Annotated in this window: 17 protein-coding genes; 3 read left to right on the forward strand and 14 right to left on the reverse strand. The window is 41.5% G+C overall.

Annotation, left to right across the window (positions count from 1 at the left end; genetic code table 11):
- Positions 1–373 (forward strand): DinB family protein (locus tag Q0E08_RS00005; protein WP_294774668.1); only part of this gene is annotated, 373 nt, incomplete at its 5' end.
- Positions 374–474: 101 nt separating this feature from the next.
- On the opposite strand, the gene Q0E08_RS00010 is transcribed toward Q0E08_RS00005, so the two are convergent.
- Positions 475–627, reverse strand: a complete 153-nt coding sequence (locus Q0E08_RS00010) for a hypothetical protein (RefSeq protein ID WP_294774671.1) — start codon at positions 625–627, stop codon at positions 475–477.
- A gap of 370 nt (positions 628–997) precedes the next feature.
- Here Q0E08_RS00010 and Q0E08_RS00015 point away from each other — a divergent pair, with 370 nt between their 5' ends.
- On the forward strand, positions 998–2,032 hold the full coding sequence (locus Q0E08_RS00015) for an acyltransferase (protein ID WP_294774673.1): 1,035 nt from the start codon (positions 998–1,000) through the stop codon (positions 2,030–2,032).
- A gap of 50 nt (positions 2,033–2,082) precedes the next feature.
- On the opposite strand, the gene Q0E08_RS00020 is transcribed toward Q0E08_RS00015, so the two are convergent.
- From Q0E08_RS00020 to Q0E08_RS00070, 11 genes are all read right to left on the reverse strand, one after another.
- Positions 2,083–3,069 carry an acyltransferase gene (locus Q0E08_RS00020; RefSeq protein WP_294774676.1) on the reverse strand — a complete coding sequence of 329 codons (987 nt, stop codon included), beginning with the start codon at positions 3,067–3,069 and terminating at the stop codon, positions 2,083–2,085.
- 125 nt (positions 3,070–3,194) lie between these two features.
- The gene (gene fucO, locus Q0E08_RS00025; protein ID WP_294774679.1) at positions 3,195–4,343 is read right to left on the reverse strand and encodes a lactaldehyde reductase; all 1,149 of its coding nucleotides are present in this window, start codon (positions 4,341–4,343) and stop codon (positions 3,195–3,197) included.
- 188 nt (positions 4,344–4,531) lie between these two features.
- Positions 4,532–6,727: a 1,3-beta-galactosyl-N-acetylhexosamine phosphorylase gene (gnpA, locus tag Q0E08_RS00030; protein WP_294774682.1), complete on the reverse strand. Its 2,196-nt coding sequence runs from the start codon at positions 6,725–6,727 to the stop codon at positions 4,532–4,534.
- Between the two features lie 12 nt (positions 6,728–6,739).
- The gene (locus Q0E08_RS00035) at positions 6,740–8,026 is read right to left on the reverse strand and encodes a polyhydroxyalkanoate depolymerase (protein ID WP_294774686.1); all 1,287 of its coding nucleotides are present in this window, start codon (positions 8,024–8,026) and stop codon (positions 6,740–6,742) included.
- Positions 7,992–8,438, reverse strand: coding sequence for a hypothetical protein (locus tag Q0E08_RS00040; protein WP_294774690.1), 447 nt, complete (start codon positions 8,436–8,438; stop codon positions 7,992–7,994). The genes Q0E08_RS00035 and Q0E08_RS00040 overlap by 35 nt, the downstream gene beginning before the upstream one ends.
- 15 nt (positions 8,439–8,453) lie before the next feature.
- Positions 8,454–9,143: a hypothetical protein gene (locus Q0E08_RS00045; protein WP_294774692.1), complete on the reverse strand. Its 690-nt coding sequence runs from the start codon at positions 9,141–9,143 to the stop codon at positions 8,454–8,456.
- Positions 9,143–9,301 carry a hypothetical protein gene (locus Q0E08_RS00050; RefSeq protein WP_294774695.1) on the reverse strand — a complete coding sequence of 53 codons (159 nt, stop codon included), beginning with the start codon at positions 9,299–9,301 and terminating at the stop codon, positions 9,143–9,145. Before Q0E08_RS00050 ends, Q0E08_RS00045 begins: the two co-directional genes overlap by 1 nt.
- The gene (locus tag Q0E08_RS00055; RefSeq protein ID WP_294774698.1) at positions 9,301–10,092 is read right to left on the reverse strand and encodes an acyl-CoA dehydratase activase; all 792 of its coding nucleotides are present in this window, start codon (positions 10,090–10,092) and stop codon (positions 9,301–9,303) included. Before Q0E08_RS00055 ends, Q0E08_RS00050 begins: the two co-directional genes overlap by 1 nt.
- A gap of 19 nt (positions 10,093–10,111) precedes the next feature.
- Positions 10,112–11,662 (reverse strand): 2-hydroxyacyl-CoA dehydratase family protein, encoded by a 1,551-nt coding sequence (locus Q0E08_RS00060; protein WP_294774701.1) that lies wholly within the window; start codon positions 11,660–11,662, stop codon positions 10,112–10,114.
- The gene (locus Q0E08_RS00065) at positions 11,662–12,858 is read right to left on the reverse strand and encodes a 2-hydroxyacyl-CoA dehydratase family protein (protein ID WP_294774704.1); all 1,197 of its coding nucleotides are present in this window, start codon (positions 12,856–12,858) and stop codon (positions 11,662–11,664) included. The genes Q0E08_RS00060 and Q0E08_RS00065 overlap by 1 nt, the downstream gene beginning before the upstream one ends.
- On the reverse strand, positions 12,858–13,616 hold the full coding sequence (locus tag Q0E08_RS00070; RefSeq protein WP_294774707.1) for an AAA family ATPase: 759 nt from the start codon (positions 13,614–13,616) through the stop codon (positions 12,858–12,860). The genes Q0E08_RS00065 and Q0E08_RS00070 overlap by 1 nt, the downstream gene beginning before the upstream one ends.
- Positions 13,617–14,084: 468 nt before the next feature.
- Here Q0E08_RS00070 and Q0E08_RS00075 point away from each other — a divergent pair, with 468 nt between their 5' ends.
- Positions 14,085–16,259: a Tex family protein gene (locus Q0E08_RS00075; protein WP_294774709.1), complete on the forward strand. Its 2,175-nt coding sequence runs from the start codon at positions 14,085–14,087 to the stop codon at positions 16,257–16,259.
- A 23-nt stretch (positions 16,260–16,282) separates the two neighbouring features.
- On the opposite strand, the gene Q0E08_RS00080 is transcribed toward Q0E08_RS00075, so the two are convergent.
- Positions 16,283–16,852: a 4'-phosphopantetheinyl transferase superfamily protein gene (locus Q0E08_RS00080; RefSeq protein WP_294774712.1), complete on the reverse strand. Its 570-nt coding sequence runs from the start codon at positions 16,850–16,852 to the stop codon at positions 16,283–16,285.
- On the reverse strand, positions 16,852–17,634 hold the full coding sequence (locus tag Q0E08_RS00085) for a hypothetical protein (RefSeq protein WP_294774715.1): 783 nt from the start codon (positions 17,632–17,634) through the stop codon (positions 16,852–16,854). Before Q0E08_RS00085 ends, Q0E08_RS00080 begins: the two co-directional genes overlap by 1 nt.
- Between the last annotated feature and the right edge of the window lie 15 nt (positions 17,635–17,649).

The following is a 17,649-nucleotide window of genomic DNA, read 5'->3' on the forward strand; positions in this document are numbered from 1 at the left end:
GGATCAATGGTACATTAATCCCGAAATATATAATGAACCGGATTTTCATGAACCGAAATTGAATAGTCTTGATGATTTTGATAATCAAAAGGTATTATCACGAGAATTATTAATTGATTATTTTGAAACAATCAAAGAAAAAATAATGGAATATTTAAATTCGTTAAGTGATGAGGATTTATATGAAAAACCCGAAGGATGTGAGTATAACAGATTATCGTTAATTTTAGGTCAATTTAGACACTTTCATTGCCATATGGGTAATATAAACGCAACAACTATCTACAATACAAACAAATGGCCACGAGTGCTTGGTATGTATTGGTTAGATAAAATTAATGATTTTAGAGATATGGATAACTTATATGAATGAGTTCATATATTAGAATCAGTACAGTTCTATGCAAAAACTGCCTACTCAATGAGTAAGCAGTTTTTATATATTTTAGCAATTTACTTTTTTATGAATTATGATTAATAATCGTCATCGTCATCATCGTCGTCATCCAAGAATGAGCTTTCTCTTTCGTCATCCTCTTCCAAGCCGTCAAGAATCAAAGAATCAATAACAGTGTCCTTGTAGTCAATATTTCCGTCGTTGTTCCAATCAATATCAAATATGCTCATATCAAAATCTCCTCATCAGCATAAAAAGATTGTTTGTGTTTCTGTACCTTGATAATAACATTATTTTTTTAGGATTACAATACTTAGACAGATTAAGTCCTGTTTTTCGTACTATTGTGACAAAATTGTTTACTATATTTATTATAGTTTAATTATAACAAGGCCATGTATCCTAAAATCGTACTCCTTTGAATAAACACATTATTCTAATAGGAGCTTTATAATAATGTTAAAGTAGAAAACATGTAATTCGATGAACAAAAAGCTGCAAACAGCAAAAATGTTCGGAATGAAGCCTAACTTTTTGCCATATTGAACAAATTTATATAATATGCTATAATCATACATATTAATTATAAGAGGTTGAATTATGGGAGAAAACAGCACGCCTTTGCAAAAGCCGCGGTATGACTGGCTCGACGCAATCAAAGCCGTTGCGATGGCATTTGTAATTTTTGTTCATTTGGGGCTGAACGGGTTTACAACATTTGTAATGTACACAAGTTTTTTGAAGCTGCCGCTGTTTTTTGCGGCTTCGGGATTTGTGTTTAATCCGAAAAAGCAAATGAGCGTTAAAGAATTTTTGATTACCCGCTCAAAGCGAATACTTGTGCCCTACCTTTGCCTGTCGGTAATATTGTGCATATTCGATTTATTCACATACCAAGGCACATTCACCGAATGGATAAAATACTCGCTCGATTTGATATGTATGGGCAAAATAATGTGGTTTTTCCCTACATTGTTTCTGTGCAACTTTTTGATGTTCATAATCTTTAAAATTACAAAAAACAACGATGCAACAGTGATAATAAGTGCCGTGATTTCGCTTGTTTTAGGCTACTTCTGCATCACCGGCAAGCATATATTTATGGCGGTAAACGCCGTTTTTGTGGCATATCCGATATGCGTTTTCGGTTACTACCTAAAATCTTTTCTTGCTCTTGTAAAAAAGAACTACCTTATTATAATCGCAACAATTTCCATGATAGTTTTTCTTGCACTGCCTGCCCTGTACAAATACCACACGGGCAAGTTCAACTACATAAACCTTTTTTCATCGCTCTACTGCTCATATTTTTACGATATGCTGGTTGTGTACAGCGGCGTGCTTGCATTTTTCATATTCTTCAGCTTTATGAAATTCCCGAAATTTGTGGTTAAATTCGGTCAAAACACTATTTTTTACTACGCATTTCACATTCCGGCTTGCAAGCTGATAATGTTCTTGCTGAGCACCTTTGTGTCCCCTAAATTTGATGCAAAACTCCTTGGTAACACGCACAAAGGCATACTGATTTATTCGGCTGTAACGCTGTTTACTTTGATTGTACTTGCACCGATTTGCACACTTGTAAACAAATACATCCCGTTCATCGTAGGGTCAAAGAAGCGAAAAGCATAACAAAAAGAACTGTGATAAATGAATTTAATTCATATCACAGTTCTTATATTTTATACCTGCTTTTTTAATTTAAGTGTTTTTAGTTTCATTAATCCGTAGGACATAAGCAGAGTGCACAGAATTATCATTAAGCCGTATAGCAAGCTGTTATTATATATCGGTTTGATTTCTTTAAATACAAACTGAAATACACCGTGCAACAAATATATTTCAAGTGACATCTTTCCGCACAATTCAAACACGGGGTTTTTAAACCGAACATATCTTCCGACCGATAATGCAACTATTGCCAAAGATAAAACCGAAACATTATAAATTAATGCCCAAAGCACTATAATCTTTGGTTTGTCACTCAAAACATATTCTGCACCGGTTGCAACAACGGCAAGTGCACCAAAGCCAAATATTAACGGTAAAGTCTTTTTTTCGTTCAAATTAACAACACTGTAAATCATACCGCCGCTGAAGCATAGCAAGCTTAAATACCAAAACTCATCTACTCCGAATGCCGATAAAGCTATTATTAGAGCCAATTCAAAAATTGTTACAAATATAATTAATCCCTTCAAATTATCTTTAAACAATTTATATCCAATGTAAAACACAATATACAGCACTTCAATCATGATAATAAACCATGAATGAGGAGTAATTATTTCTTTAAGGAAATTAAAATTTCCCGATACTAAAAACATACAAACGAAATTGAAAATCCACACAAAAATATATTCAACAAACAGCGGTACACAACGTTTTAATATAAATCCGTTCATATAGTTATCAATGCCGATTTGCTTTATTCTTGTCAGCATACCATAGCCGGATAAGAAAAAGAATATGCCGACAATGGGATTGCCTAAATAATTAAAAACATTCAGCGGAGCAAAATTTGTTATTCTGATATGACACAACATAATTGCCAAGGCACAAACTCCTCGAAGAGAAGTTGTATAATCCTTAGACATAAATTCATCGCTGACTCCGAATTTAATTTTGTACAAAAACAGCAAAAAGAAAACTGCAAATAACAATTCCATAAAACAATTTCTCCAATATTTAATGCAATTTTATAGTATCATATTTAACAACATAAAGCAATATAAAAAGCGACTTGGAAAATCAAATCCAAGTCGCTTTAATTATGCAATGTTCAAATTACGGCTTATGCCATAATCTTTTTGTAAAGCTCTTTAAGCTCTGCTTCGTTTGTATCTCTTGGGTTACCCGGACGGCAAGCGTCTGCGTAAGCGTCTGCAGCCAATGTGTCAAGGTCTTCTTCTCTTACCTTTTCATTAACAGCCGGAATACCTACATCGGCAGAAAGCTTTTTAACTGCGTCAACGGCAGCCTTTCTGTATTCTTCCTGTGACATTTCGTCAACGCCTTCAACACCCATAGCACGAGCAATTTCTCTGTACTTTTCGCCTGTGAAGTCCTCGTTGTATTCCATAACGATAGGAAGCATCATAGCACAAGCAACACCGTGAGGTGTGTCATAGTGAGCACCGAGTGTGTGAGCGATTGAGTGAGCAATGCCAAGACCTACATTTGAGAAGCCCATACCTGCGATATACTGTGCAAGTGCCATGCCCTCTCTGTCCTCAGGCTTGTTTTCAACTGCACCACGGAGATGCTTTGCGATAAGTTTGATTGCCTCAAGGTGGAACATATCAGACATTTCCCAAGCGCCCTTTGTTGTGTAGCCCTCGATAGCGTGTGTGAGTGCATCCATACCTGTTGAAGCTGTAAGACCCTTTGGCATTGATGACATCATATCAGGGTCAACAACCGCATATTCAGGAATATCGTTTTCGTCAACGCAAACAAACTTTCTTTCCTTTTGAACATCTGTGATTACATAGTTGATTGTAACCTCGGCAGCTGTGCCTGCTGTTGTTGGAACTGCGATTGTAGGAACAGCGTGATTCTTTGTAGGAGCAACGCCCTCAAGTGAACGAACATCTGCGAATTCAGGGTTTGCAATAATGATACCGATAGCCTTTGCTGTATCCATTGAAGAACCGCCGCCGATAGCGATGATTGAATCTGCACCGCAAGCCTTGAAGCTTTCTACACCGTCAACAACATTTTCGATTGTTGGGTTTGGTTTGATACCCGAATAAACTGTGTATGGAATTTTTGCTTCGTCAAGAAGGTCTGTTACCTTTGAAGTAACGCCGAACTTGATAAGGTCAGGGTCGGAACATACAAAAATGTGCTTCCATCCCTTTGATTGAGCAATAGGAGCAATTTCCTTGATTGCACCCTTGCCGTGATATGAAACTGTGTTAAGTACTATTCTGTTTGCCATAGTGAAAACCTCCGTTTTTTCTTTTCATTTTTCTATATTATACCACAAAATTTTAAATAAGTATTGTTAAATTTTTAACAATTATTTAAGAATTTTTACTATTTTGATATATAAAAGAATTTTTTAACGAAAATCGGAGCTTTTACGACCAAAACCAATCGCAAAAACCCCGATATTTTAATGCCTGATTAAATTTGATACCATTTTATCTCATTGGCTTCAAGGTGAAGTTCAAAGCTTGTGCCGTCACCGACATAAACAGTTGTGTCCTGAGGCTCATAAGTGTTGTTTACAACACAGTACTTGCCGTTTTTAACATAAGCGTGAACCTCAACATTGTAGTTTGTTGAATACCAACGATGAAGCTCGTCCTCTGCCGAAGCACTCCACAAAACCGCACGGTAAAGCACACGGCTGTTCTCGAACGAATACGGAAGTCCGCTGATGTAAACGCCTCTGCCCTTGCCGAATTCTTTAACAGCCATCTGAACTTCTTCTGCGTGTCTTACGGCAAACGGAAGCTCGGTTGCATTTTGAACAAGAACGGTTGTGCCGTCAAGAGCAACGATATTTTTCTTGCCCTCGCCGAAATCGACATTGCCGCCCTCGGTGTCTGCAAGGATAAAGTGATCTCTGTGCTCCTCGGTGTTGTATCTGCGAGTGTTGAGAGTGAAGCCGTTTTCTTCTTCAACGCCCAAAATATCATTGAGCTGGAAGAACTTGCCCTGCCAATGATGAGCGGCAGGCTCGCCGACACCGATAAATCCGCCGCCGTTGAACACGAACTTCTTAACGGCTGTGATGATTTGCTCATCTGCCCAATATTCGCCGCCCGACTGTGCCGTGTCTGCATCGCCGACATTGATGACAACATCAAACTTGTCAAGGAAGTTGTTGTCATTTTTAATATCATCAAAGCTGATGAACGAAACATCAAACGGAGCACCGCTCAAAGCCTCGATAACACCGAAATAGGAATAGTTCTGTCTGTAATAAAGACCGTGGTGAACCATATGATTTGACCAAGAACGCATCTTGCCCCAACAGTTAAGCACTGCAACTTTCTTTACGCAATAAGGAGTTACGCCCTGAATGTTATCGTAAAGTGTGCGGAACTCATCGCAAACGCCCTTGATATAATCAACAAACTCAGGGAATTTGAGTGCAAGTTTGAGATAACCGCCGTAGCCGATACGCTGGATAGGACTTCTCAAAATTGCTCGTCTTGCCGTTACCCAATTTACCTTTGCTTCGTAAATAGGGTCGCCGCCCTCACAAAAAACATCAGGGAAGAAGTACGGCAAAAATCTGCCCTCGGTATATTTTACATTTTTAATATCGCTGAAAAGACGAAGTGTTGCACCGTTGCCGACACTGCCCACAACAGCATCAAGACCGATTGATGCAAAGTCATCCATAAACGGCTCCATACCAATCCAGTGGTCGCCCATAAACATCATTGCTTCCTTGCCGTACTCGTGAACAATATCCACCATTTCTTTGGCAAGTTTGGCAACCTCACGCATTTGGAACTTTTGGAAATCCTTAAATTCCTTTGACGGAATACGATATGTATTGTTCATATAGCCCTGGTCAATGATGAACTCGGGACGGAACTTGTAGCCGACTTCTTTTTCGAATTGTTCAAGGATATACGGGCTTACAGACGCCGAATAGCCGAACCAATCAACAAACTTTTCTCTTGCAAATTCATCAAACACAAGTGTGAACTGATGGAAAAATGTTGTGAATCTGACAACATCAACATAATCGTGAGTGTCAAGGAATCTGCGAAGTCTGTCGAGCGAGTGTGCTCTTGTCTTTGGCTGACGAACATCAAAGGTAATCTGCGGTTCAACATCTTTCCACTCGTTGACAACTGCGTTGTACATATGAACCGGGTCCCACATAATGTAAGCAAGGAAGCTTACCGTGTACTCGTGGAACGGTGTGCACTTGTTAATCTTTACATTGCCCGTTGCCTCGTCATATTCCCAATCGGTCGGAGCAACAACCTCACCTGTTGTACGGTCGATAACCTCCCACCATCTTGTGATGTCATCACGGTTGTTGACCTTGAGCATATCGGGATAAAGATGATTCATAAGATGAATTTCAAGAGTTGACTCGGTTGCTGTGTAAAACGGAGTCATAATGTACATCTGCTGAATTTCATCAGGATTTGCCTTTGCCCATTCGTTATCTTTTCTTGTGGTGTAATAGGTTGCATAAATCTTTGCACCTGTGTCTTTAAGTTCCTGCGGGAACTCTGTGCCGTCACAGTCACGGATTGCGTCTGCACCCCATTCGTCCATAATTTCAAGGGTTTCCTTAACCACATCCATATCGGTTGGAATGGTTACTCTGCCTTTGTTTTGTGCCATAGTTGTACCTCGTTAATCTATAATCTCAATTTTATTATTTTTAAGCGTCATTTTGCCGTGATTTCTCTTGCGTTTGAGCGGAACACTTTTACGCATATAGAATTCGTTATCCGCAACATAAGCGTCAGGATTGCCCGACGGACTTAAAATTCCGCCCAAATCGTCATAACTTACATTATTGACAAATGTATTATGCACGGCTTCGCCGAGGCAGAACATCATGCAGCCGCCCTCGTTGAGCCTTGAATAATTGTACTTATATGTAGTTCCGTCACCCGAATCGGCATCCCACGGCATACCGTCTTGATTGAGCTTTGTGTCTACACCCTCGTTGTATTGAAGCAAAGCATTTTTGCACTTCCACGGCCAAATTGCCGCCGCAACCTTGCCCATTCTCTTGCCCGGCTTGGTATAAACACGGTCGTTCATCTCGGTTGCACAAGTGTCCGAAACATTATGTTCAACAAGCGGAGTGAGTGCATACATAGGCGTGATTGCGTCACCGCCGATATTCTTTGTGTAATTGCCGGTAATCAAAATATTGAGGTTGCCGTATTTTTCAAAGGTTTCCTCGCTGAGTTCCTTGCCTGCAAAATCTGCGTGGCGATAGGAATAACCCACCGCTATGCCCCATCTGCTGACATTCTTTACAAAACAGCCTTCAACGGTTACGCCGTCATATCTTGCAACGCCTGTTTTGCTTTCGTCTGCAGGCTTAAATGCGGTCATATAAATACCGCCGTTGTTCATATGCTTGTTGTAAACATTGCCGTTTACATCGTGAACAAAAAGATTTTTGAGCGTAATTGAATGAAGCGTGCCTCTGTTTTGAGCAACAACGGCAACGCCTGTTCTGTCCCTCTTGTCAGGGTCGCTGTACGCCTCGGGAGTTGTGAACTCCTCTTTGTTTGCAATTTCTATATCATGAATAACAATATTTTCCACATCGTAAAGAAGAACGGAGGAACTTACATCACCCTTGTAAACATGACCGCCGAAATCAAGCTTTGTGCCGTAATCCTGATGCCAAACGCCCTCACCGTTTGTGTTAATGAAAGGCATTCTGCCCTCCTTGCCGTAAGGAGCAATTTCAATAGCCTCGCCGTCGATACTGCCGCAGTTTTTGAGGTGCAAAAACTGATTGTTAAACACCGAGCCGTATTCAAGCAAAATCTTATCGCCCGGATTTATTTGAAGCGAATTGACCTTGTCAAGAGTTAAAAATGCGGTTTCGGGTGTGAGTCCGTCATTATTGTCGTTGCCGTTAAGAGAGCTTGCGTAATATGTTGTTGACTTCATTTTCATACTCCTCCTCTCTTATCTTCTTGTAAACTACATCCCTCGATTCCTTAAATCTGAACTTGTCGCCGTTATAACGGGTGAACAAGTCCTTGTTTGATTTGTAAAAATCTTTAAGCTGAGCTTTTTCAATAGGCTTGTAATTGTAATTAATGCCTTTTTTTTCGGAAACAAAATCCAGCTTGAAGCGTGTAAGCTCCCAATCAAGATAAACGGGAAGCGTAAATTGCTTTAAGCCGTAAACAATCTCGCCGTTTGCAAGAGCGGTTTTACGCTTTTCGTTTTCCTTTTCGCATCTTGATTTAAGAGCGTCAAGGCTGCTGTCATCAATAAGTCCGAGTTTTTCGGCAAAGGCAAGGCACGCTTTTGCGTACTTTTCCTCCTTTTCGCTCGTGAAAAAAATTGTATTCATAATTTTTCTCCAATCTCATTTATGTTTTTGATGAAGTTCTTTCATTCCCTCAACTTCATCACAAATAGGCTTTAGATTGCAGGTTGAACAGTCAAACATAACATTGTCAAGAATGTGGTTGAGGGCAGAGGTAGTTTCCTTGATTTTTTCGGCAACGGAATTAAGTTCTTTATAACCGTCAAAATCGGTGAGAAAAACGACCTCAACGCTTTTGACCTTTTCGTTTTGCAAAAAAGTATCAATCAACTTTTGACCGTAATCGGCAAAAGAAACACCGCTTTTTACGGCATTTTTGCCGACTCTTATCTGTTCACGCATATTAAGAGCGGACGCTCTTGTCATAAAATCACGAACATAAAATTTGTACTTTACCTGCTCAAGTTCCTTAACGGTGTTAAATGCGGTATCGTCGTCCGTTTGCTCGTCAATCTCAACAAGCACGATTTTGCCAAACGGAGAATCCCCCGTTATCTGCGGCAAATCCCTGCCCACAAGATACGCCTTGTTTGAAAAGTGCATATCGCTGCTCACGGCAAGGGTTGAAACGCAGGGCTTTTGACTTCCGCCGAATTCAAACGCCGTGTCCCTGCCAAAGATAATATCATTTTTACTGCCGTTTTGCAATTCTTTTGTTGAACGGGGCAGTTCTTTTTTATCTTTAACAAGCTCGCTCAGCCTATTTATAAAGCCGTCATAAAGCACCATTACAGTTTTCTGTCCTTTTCCAAATTATCATAGTGAACCTGAAGTTTGTCGTAAATCACCCTTACAAGCTTCATATCCAAATTGAAATAGTACACCGAAAATGTTGCAACAAAAAGTGCCAAAAATACACATACAAATATAAATGCAGATTTCATCATTATGCCATCCCTTTCTGTCTTGCATATTCTGCCGCACCGAGAGCACCCATAAGCTGAGGGTCGGTTTTGAGATTGACAACCTTGATTTTAAGCACCTTTTCGATAGCTTTTTTAAGCCCTTCGTTCTTTGCACAACCGCCCGTAAGAGTAATGCTGTCGGTAGCACCTGCCTTTTTTGCCATAACAAAACATCTCTTTGCAACGGCAAGCTGAATGCCTGCGGCAATTTCGTCCATAGGTTTGCCCTCGCCTACAAGAGAGATAACCTCACTCTCGGCAAAAACGGTGCATTGTGCGGTAATCGGAATAGTGTTTTTAGCCTTGAGCGAAAGCTGACAGAACTCGGGAAGGCTCATTTCAAACGCATTTGCCATAGCCTCGAAAAATCTGCCCGTACCTGCCGCACACTTGTCGTTCATTGCAAAGTTTTTAACCGTACCGTCGGAGTCAATGGCAATGCCCTTAACATCCTGACCGCCGATATCTATAATAGCCTTTACGCTTGGGTCGGTTACATGAACGCCCATAGCGTGACAGCTGATTTCCGAAATGTTTTCATCTGCAAACGGCACCTTGTTTCTGCCGTAGCCGGTACCGATGAGATAAGTTAAATCCTGTGCGGAATTAAGTCCCTCAACCTTACCGATTGCCTCACCGAGTGCAAGTTCGGCACTTGCAACCGGATTAATCTTGCTTCTTACGGTTGCGTCTGCAACCATTTTTCCGTTTTCGTCCAAAATAACGCATTTTGCATATGTAGAGCCTACATCGCATCCGCCAAAATATTTCATAATCTGTTATCCTTTCTGCTTACCACGCCAATGTATCGTCAAAGTCAACCAATGTAGGGTCAACCGGTTCTTCGTGCATAACTGTTGTCATATACTTGTTGATGTTTTCACGCATATCTCGGCGTGATACGGTACGAGGGTCCATAAGGTCCTGCGGAACCCAAATAAAGTGAATTCCTCTTTCTCTTGCCTGGTCGTCAAATATACCTACAAGACCGTCCATACCCTTGCACGAAATTTGGTCGTACATAATTACCATATCGGCATTGTACTCGTCAACAATGTTCCAAAGTTCATCAACAACATTTTGATAGCCGCCCTTTGTGTGCTTACGCATTGTGGTACGCTGAAGAGTTTTTGCAAAAGTGGTAAGAGCCGCGTCCTTGTCCTCGGTGTCGTACATAATGTAGGAAATCATTGTTTCCATATCCATTACAACATTTACACCCCAGCAGTTTTCAAGCCAATTTGCAAGAGAAGTGTAATAGTTAGCCGGGCAAGACCAAACGATTGCTCTGTGACGCATTTCCTTTGAGCACATCTCTCTTTTTTCATAGCCCTTCATCATAAGCTTGTTAACTTTTTTGTCTATCTTCAAAAATCTGTCGTCCATACCGCCGGAGATGTGGAAGTAGAAAAGACGGTAAAGCCAAAATGTTGCACCGGTCATTTGAGGATAATCGGTTTTGTTGATGTCCCACTTTTGAATTTCGTATTCAAGCTGCTTATTGTACTTCTTCATTGCGGAGAAAAAAGCGTTCCAATCAAACTTTTCACCCGTCTGCTCTTCAATAAAGGTGATAACATCCTTAACCTCCTGCAATGCGTATTCCTGAACATCTTCACCGTTGTAGCGAAGCGGAACATTACACACATGGGTTGGAATGTTAAATCTTCTGTCGATATAAGCGGAGTTCATAACCGAGCCGTCGCAAGGCATATTACATGTTATTGAACATTTACCGAGCATAGGATAATCGTCATTGATTGCAACGCCGGCTTCGGCAGACGGAAGCGGACAAACATCGGCAGGAACGCCGTAGCTTTCTGTAATATCAAGGTAAGGCGGAGTAATGTTTTGGTCTACCATTGACGACAGAAAGATAGGCACGGTTGTAACATGGTTGTCTTTAAGATTAGGGAAGCCTGCCATAATCTCGGACGAGAAAATCTCATCAACATTTACCGTTCTGTCGGACATTTTTGAATGCTTGTGAAAATGCTTGTCGTTTGCAAGGAGGTAATTAATCATATCCGTTGTAGGACGAACAAGACCGTTGAAATGAAGGTGAGTGATACGAAGCTGTGTGCCTCGAAGGCCCTCGGTGTGTCTGTCTATCCAATCGGGTGCGGCAAGATAGCTTGCCATCCAGCGATAATTATAAATGCCCTTAACCGTGGAAACGGGAGCTTTTGCAACCATAACCGCCATATCTTTCCATGTGATAAGCCAGCGGTAATAGTCGTACAGCGTGTCGGAAATTCCACGCCACTCTCTGTGCTTTAATATACCTGTTTTGTCCCGATGAAGGTTGCCGAGATTTTTCGGCTTATTACGCCAAATGCTCATTACTTGCCCTCCTTTGCTTTTTGAATTCTCTTAATTTCAAGGCTTTCAACAAAAGCCTGAATTCTTGTACGGAGCTGTCCCGAAGCGTTAGCCGTGTACTGCCTGTCAACGGTAACGGACGGAATGCCCATTTCGTTTGTAATGATGTGAGAAGCGAGTGCCCTCTCATATCCCCAATATTCACAGAATTTAAGTTGCTCGTAAACAACGCCGTCTGCATGATATTCTTCTACCAAATACTTAACATAATCTCGTCTGCCCTGAACCTTATCCTGCGACATATAGCGAGGACATTGGCAGGTTTTCATATAGTGAAGAATGATTTGCTCAAGCACATCGCCGTCATCGGTAAGATGAATTTCTTCTCTGCCCGGAAGCGAACCGAAGCAAAATCTGTCCGCAACAACAAGTGCACCGGCTTCTTCAAACAGCTTTGTAAAGTCGGGATCGTCCATTTCCGAGCCGACAACAACAACCTTTGCCCTAAAGTTCTTTTTCTCGTCAGGCTCTCTTGTTTTGAGTTCTTCAGCCGTTTCGCGAAGTTTGTCAAGAATCAAATACTTAGGGCAGCAATATGTAACAAGATTGATAACATGAAACTCATAGCCCGTAATTCTCGGATTGTCCTCTTTTCTGTACTCGCCGATTTCCGTAATAAGGCGGCAAACCTCGTTGTGTTCCTCAACCGCCTTGCGGAGCGAAGCCTCGCTGATATCAACTCCGTACACCTCGTGAAGTCGGTCGAGCACCTTTGTTTGCATTTGATTTTTGTAATGCTTAACGGTGTGCGGTGCAATCTTGAACGGAACATCCGAAATGCTTACAAAAAAATCGGGATTGTTAACCAAATTGAGAACCTCAAAATGCTCATATGCTCTGTTCATCTCGGAGCACGACTCAGAACCGATGAATGCGGACAAAAAGTTGTAACCGCCCTCAATGCCTCTTTCAACAAGTGCCTTTGAATAGCCGCAAAGATAGGAACTCATATAGTAGGTTGCAATATCGAGCGAGCCTGTTCTCGGAGCACGAAGCCTGACCGAAAAGCAATCGCCGACATTAAGCAAAACCTCCGGGATGTGATAACAGGTGTAGGCAACAGCTTTTTTGCCGTCCTTAACAGCCTGCTGTACAAGCTCATTGTTTGCTTCCTGAAGCAAATTTTCAAAATAAATAAGGTGTTTTAAATCTCTCATTACAGTACCTCAATTTTTTCAAGTGCTTGTTTAACTCCGACAACCACATTTGACTCCTCGGGAAGATTAAATATGTTCTCGCCCTGAATGTCAAACATAGAAAGATTTTTGTCATCACCGATATACGACAAAACCTCAATGCCGTTTGTGTCGATATAATCTTTGAGCGACTCGTCTGCCATACGGTTGACGATTGCTCCGATTTTTTCATACATAACCAAATCATCGGCAACGCTCTTGATTGTGTTGATAACCTGACAGCCCTTTTTGCTCGGGTCGGTTATAAGAAGAAGATGAGTAACCTTTTCCATAACACGGCGGTTAATCTGCTCAATACCTGCCTCACCGTCGATTACAACATAATCAAACTGCTCTGCCAAAATAGAAATTACTTCCTTGAGATACGAATTAATCTTGCAATAACAACCCGCAGTTTCGGGTCTGCCGACTGCAATAAACGAAAATCCGTTTGTTTCCACGAGTGCGTCAAAAATTCTGAACTTTGCTTCTCCCAAAAGTTCAACCGCACTTCTTGTATCGCCCTCGTCAACGGAAGCGATAATTTCTTTTCTGATGTCATCGATTGTCATTTTGACATCAATACCGAGTGCCGTGGAAAGACCGACAGCCGGGTCGGCATCAATAGCCAAAATTTTTTTGTCCGGATACCTTTCTACAAGACATCTGACAATAGTTGCAGACAGTGAAGTTTTACCTACTCCGCCCTTGCCTGCTACCGCAATGATTGCTTTACTCATAATTTCCTCCAAATCGCAAAAATTTGCAGACTGTCGATAAAGCCTCTGAAACACGCCTATAAAGAAAACTAACCGTTTACTGCCTCCCTTGTAAAGGGAGGTGGCAACACAAAGTGTTGACGGAGGGATTGTAAAAGTGTCACAAACATCGAGTTTGCAACACTTTTGGCGTTTTTCGTTTTTTGCTCACAAGCGGTACCATCGTACAGCAAAGTTCGCAAGAAAACGAAATTCAGAACCTTTCTCAACAGCCTTAAGTTTGTTTTTCATTCGTTTGTTAAAATCTTAACACACCATATTAATTATAATATATAATATAGGCAATATTCAAGGCACAATCAAAATCAGGTAATAGAAAAACTCTCTGTTTTTTTAGTTAATATTACCAAAAATCTCGGCATTAAATTTTCTTGAAACAACCGAATTTTTTTGGTAAACTGAATATATCACACAAAAAAGGATGTAAATATGGATATTGCAAAACAATTAGAGCTTGAATTTTCGCTCAAGCCGTGGCAGGTGGAAAACACCTTGAAACTTATTGATGACGGAAACACAATTCCGTTCATTGCACGATACAGAAAGGAAGCGACGGGTTCGCTTGACGACCAACTTTTAAGAGAGCTTAACGACAGACTCGATTATCTCCGCTCACTTGAAGAGCAAAAAGAAAAAATCATTGCGTCAATCACCGAACAGGAAAAAATGACGGATGACATAGCCAAATCTATTGAAAATGCAAAAACAATGACAGAACTTGAGGACATCTACCGTCCGTTCCGTCCAAAGAGAAAAACAAGGGCTTCCGTTGCAAAAGCACTCGGACTTGAACCATTGGCAAATGCAATTTACGCACAGGAAAAAGGCACTCCCGCTCCCGAAATTTTGGCAGAGGACTACCTAACCGATGAAGTGCCTGATATTGAAAGTGCACTTCAAGGTGCAAAGGACATCATTGCAGAACTTGTATCGGACGACCCGAACGGCAGAAAACTCATCCGCTATGCAGTGCATAACAACGGCGTACTCACATCAAAGGGAGCGGATGACGACCTCGGCGTGTACGAAATGTACAAAGAATACAGTGAGCCTGTAAAATCCATTGCGGGGCACAGGGTTTTGGCTGTTAACAGAGGTGAAAAAGAGGGCAAACTCAAGGTTTCAATCGACTTTGACAAAACAATTGCCACCGACCTTTTGTTCAACATTCACTGCAAAAACAACACAAAGGCGACCGACCTTGTAATTGAAGCGGTGGAGGATTCGTTCAGCCGTCTTATATTCCCGTCAATCGAGCGAGAAATCCGCAACGAACTGACCGACAAAGCCTGCGAAGCTTCCATAAAAGTTTTTGGCGAAAACACACGCCAACTTCTTATGCAACCGCCTGTAAAGGGCAATGTCACAATCGGGCTTGACCCGGGCTATCGCACAGGCTGTAAGGTTGCAGTTATCAGCGAAACGGGCAAGGTGCTCGACACGGGCGTTATCTACCCTGCACCGCCGCACAACAAAATTGCCGAAGCGAAAAAGGCAATCACGGCACTTGTTAAAAAATATAATGTAAAAATGTTTGCAATAGGCAACGGCACGGCGTCGCACGAAACCGAGGTGTTTGCCGCCGAGCTCATCAAAGAACTTGACTGCGGCATAACATATATGGTTGTAAGCGAGGCAGGTGCTTCCGTTTACAGTGCGTCAAAACTTGCGGCGGAAGAATTCCCTCAATTTGATGTCAGCTTGCGAAGTGCCGTGAGCATTGCAAGACGACTTCAGGACCCGCTTGCCGAACTTGTAAAAATCGACCCTAAAGCAATCGGAGTAGGTCAATATCAGCACGATATGCCGCAAAAAGAACTAACCGCCGCACTTGACGGTGTGGTTGAAAGCTGTGTAAACAGCGTAGGCGTTGATCTCAACACCGCATCGCCGCAATTGCTTTCAAGAGTTGCCGGTGTGTCAAATGCCATTGCAAAAAATATTGTTGCGTACCGTGAAGAAAACGGCTCGTTCACATCAAGAAGCGAGCTGAAAAAAGTATCAAAATTAGGGCCTAAAGCATTTGAACAATGTGCAGGATTTTTGCGTGTTGCCGAAAGCAAAAATGTGCTTGACAACACAGCCGTTCACCCTGAAAGCTATGCCGCCGCAAAAGAACTTTTGAGCGTTTGTGATGTGTCGGAAAACGACATCAAATCGGGCAACATCAAAAAACTTCAGTCACAGGTGCAGGTAATCGGAACATCGGCACTTGCACAAAAGCTTGACATCGGTGAGCCGACTCTCGTTGACATAGTAAACGAGCTTTCAAAACCGGGCCGTGACCCAAGAGATGAACTGCCAAAACCGCTTTTACGCACAGATGTTATGGGCATGGAGGACCTGAAGGCAGGAATGGAACTCAACGGCACGGTCAGAAATGTTATCGATTTTGGTGCTTTTGTTGACATCGGCGTGCATCAAGACGGACTTGTGCACATCAGCCAAATCACAAACCGCTACATCAAACATCCGTCGGATGTGCTTAAAGTAGGCGACATTGTGACGGTTTGGGTACTCTCCGTTGATGTTGACAAAAAGCGAATTTCGCTCACAATGAAAGACCCGAATGAAAAAAAGGACAAAAATAAAACACAGCGTTAAGCCGTGTTTAAAAGCATTTTGTATTAATATGATTTTATAATCGCCAACACATAATCGCCGAGGAATTGAAGCTCGGCGGTTATTTTTTTGCCGTTAAGTATAATTGATTTACCTCTTGTAAGCGGCAAAACATCAATGCCGTCATACAGCATTTTTACACCGTCGCCCGTAAGTTTTGACAGTGCTTCTTTAAGCGTCCACAAAACCGTGAGCCTTATTTCGTCATCTCCTGCCCACTCTTGTTCGTTTTCGGTAAAAAAACGGTTTGCCACACTTTTTGCAACCCTGCCGACTCTTTCAATATCCACGCCGACAGGAATGTCAAACACCGCCAAAACGCAGTATTTTCCGCTGTGTGACACGGATAAAAATCTACCGTCTTTGAGGTACGGTTTGCCGTTTTCGGTATAAAAAATCTCGTACTCTTTTATTCCTGCATTGTCAAAAAGCACACCGACGCAAAGGCAGAGAGCGGCATCATTTTCGTCCTTAAATTCAAGAGATTTTTTGTACCTTTTAGGATAGTTTTGCTTAATATAATCAACCGCCGCCGAAGTAAGTTCGGCAACGGTCATTGAATAAATTTTGTTCATTACAAATAAAAATACCTTTGTATAAATTCTTCAACCTTTGGGCCGTAAACGCTGTTGTAGCCCGCCTTTGTAGGCGATGAATCGTCAACCAAATACAGCCTTTTTTCTTTTTTGTCAAAAGAAATTTCGTCGTTATTATAAAAATTAATTACCTTAGTGCCCCACTTTTCGGCAACGGCATTTGCCGCATTAACAACCTCGGCATATTTCTTTTCATCATCGCTCGGGCAAGTGATAAAAACCACCTTGCAGCCCCAATTAAGTTCCGCACTTGCACAAATATATTCCATTGCTCCGTAAAGGGTGGTGGTATCGTAATCGCCGATATAATAGCTGTTTGTAAGTTCGCCGTTTTTCTGTCTGCCGCTTGCGTTGCAAACAGGCACCTCACAAAAAACGACCTTTGGATTTACGCTCTTTTTTACCGCCTTGTTAAAAGTATAAACAAGCGTGTTTTCGTCCTTGCCGTTGAGTTTGTAATCCTCGCCGCCGTACTTTTTGACTTTGATACCGTCAACGGCTTTGAGATAATCAACAAAGGATTGACCTCCGGATTTTGCACCAAAGGTAAAATCAGAGCCTAAAAACACATAGGTGTCGCCCTGCATAACGGAATCATCGTTTTTCTGCAAAGTTTCGGCATTATATTGCTTATTATTTCCCTTGCTGATTGCACCCGTTTGCCTACCTGCCGTCAAAAAAATCAACACGCCGACAACAATTACAACCAAAATTGCAACTATGATTTTTATAATTTGGTTTTTGGATATTTTTTTTGCCATATTAAATCCTCAAAT

It is taken from the genome of uncultured Eubacterium sp. (genome assembly GCF_934561735.1).
Lineage (GTDB): Bacteria > Bacillota > Clostridia > Oscillospirales > Acutalibacteraceae > Eubacterium_R.